The organism is Microbacterium sp. (assembly GCF_035277845.1).
Lineage (GTDB): Bacteria > Actinomycetota > Actinomycetes > Actinomycetales > Microbacteriaceae > Microbacterium.
The window spans coordinates 1-2,170 of the sequence record NZ_DATEJS010000016.1 but is presented as its reverse complement, the minus strand read 5'-3'; the positions used below and the strand labels follow the sequence as shown (position 1 = coordinate 2,170).

At 70.8% G+C, this 2,170-nt stretch carries 1 protein-coding gene; it reads right to left on the bottom strand.

What is annotated here, in order from left to right; translation table 11 throughout:
• Positions 1–264: 264 nt before the first annotated feature.
• Complete coding sequence (locus tag VJR25_RS00580) at positions 265–1,974, bottom strand: AMP-binding protein (protein ID WP_324111445.1); 1,710 nt, start codon at positions 1,972–1,974, stop codon at positions 265–267.
• Positions 1,975–2,170 lie beyond the last annotated feature (196 nt).

Genomic DNA, 2,170 nt, shown 5'->3' with positions numbered 1-2,170 from the left:
CTCTGCACCAGTTGCCACCACACCATCCATGCCGGCGACTGGCAGATCCGGATCGACGGGACGGACGTGTGGTTCATCCCACCCGCGCACGTCGACCCGAGACGCACCCCGCGCCTCGGCGGACGACGCCGGTACGAGTATCGGCGCGCCGCCTGAGTGGAGCGGCGTCTGAGTGGAGCGGCGCCTGCGTGGAGCGGCGTCTGAGTGGAGCGGTGCCTGAGTGGGCCCGCCTGATCGAAGCGGCGTCTGATCGCGCGCCGGATGTCACCGGTAGTCGCGGTCGAGGAACTGGGCGGCATCCTGACCCGACGCCACACGCTCCGCCTCACGGGCGCGCAGCTCGACCCGGCGGATCTTGCCGGAGATGGTCTTCGGCAGGTCGTCGACGAACTCGATGATGCGGACGCGCTGATGCGCGGACAGACGCTCGCGGGCGTGGGCGAACACGGATGCCGCGGTGGCCTCCAGATCCACACGGCCCGCGACCGAGATGCACACGTACGCCTTCGGCACCGCGAGGCGCACCGGGTCGGGACTCGGCACGATGGCGGCCTCGACGACGAGGTCGTGCTCGAGCAGAACGGACTCCAGCTCGAACGGGGAGATCTTGTAGTCGGAGGCCTTGAACACGTCGTCCGTGCGGCCGACGTACGTGAGATAGCCGTCGGCATCCCGCGCCGCGATATCGCCGGTGTGGTGGTAGCCGCCGACGCGCGACGCGGCCGTGGCATCCGGATCCTCGAAATAGCCCGCCATGAGCCCGAGCGGCGCGCGGGAGAGGTCCAGGCACAGCTCGCCCTCGTCGTCGACCTCGGCGCCGGTGAGGGGGTCGACGAGCACCACCGGGTAGCCCGGCGTCGGGCGGCCCATCGAGCCGTCCTTCACCGGCTGCCCGGGCGAGTTCCCCACGCAACACGTCATCTCGGTCTGGCCGTAGCCGTCGCGGATCGTGCCGCCCCAGGCCGCGCGCACGCGGTGGATCACCTCGGGGTTCAACGGCTCCCCCGCGCCGACGAGCTCGCGCGGCGGGTGTGTGAGGCGGCTGAGGTCGGCCTGGATGAGCATGCGCCACACCGTCGGCGGCGCACAGAACGTCGAGACGTGATGGGTCTCCATCACCTGCATCAGCTGGTCCGCGTCGAACCGGGCGTAGTTGAAGACGAACACGGTGGCCTCGGCCAGGAACGGCGAGTAGAAGCTCGACCAGGCGTGCTTCGCCCACCCCGGCGACGAGATGTTCAAGTGCACGTCGCCCGGCCGCACGCCGAGCCACCACATCGTCGACAGGTGCCCGACCGGGTACGAGACCTGGGTGTGCTCGACGAGCTTCGGCCGGGACGTCGTGCCCGACGTGAAGTAGAGCAGGCTCGTGTCGGATGCCGGCGTGGGGCCGTCGGGCTCGAACGCCGGATCGGCGGCGGACGAGGCATCCCACGCCGTCCAGCCGGCAGGGGCATCGGGGCCGACGCCGATGCGCAACACGCGCTCGGGCACGCCGGCGACCCGGTCGGCCAGGTCGGTGAGCGCCACCACGGCATCCGCCCCCGCACGCTCCACCCGGAACTCGACATCGGCCGCCGACAGCAGCGTGGACGTCGGGATCGACACGGCGCCGAGCTTGGCGATGCCGAGCATGACCTCCCACAGCTCGATCGTGTTGTTGAGCATCACGATCACGCGCGAGCCGCGGCCGAGGCCCAGCGAGCGAAGCCAGGATGCCACCTGATCGCTTCGCCGGGACAGCTCGCCGTACGACCACGACTGCGCGGAGAGGTCGGCCTCGACGATCGTCACGGCCGCCCGGTCGGGATGCTCGGCGGCCACCACGTCGAACCATTCCAGCGCGAAGTTGAACTCGTCGAGCGCGGGGGCGGTGAAGGTGGAGACGGCGGCGGCGTAGTCGGTCGCGTGGGTGAAGAGCAGGTCGCGGGCGGCGCGAACGGCTTCGGTCGCCGCGGTGGCAGAGCGGGGCATGGGGGCCACGCTACTCGGATGCGGGGGCTTTGCGTTTCGTCTCGCTTCGCTCGCTCAACGACCGGGCAGAGAGAGCGGCAGGGGCGGGGCGTTTCGTCTCGCTTCGCTCGCTCAACGACCGGGCGGAGAGAGCGGCGGGGAAGGGCGTTTCGTCTCGCTTCGCTCGCTCAACGACCGGTGCGGCGGGTGGGGGGAG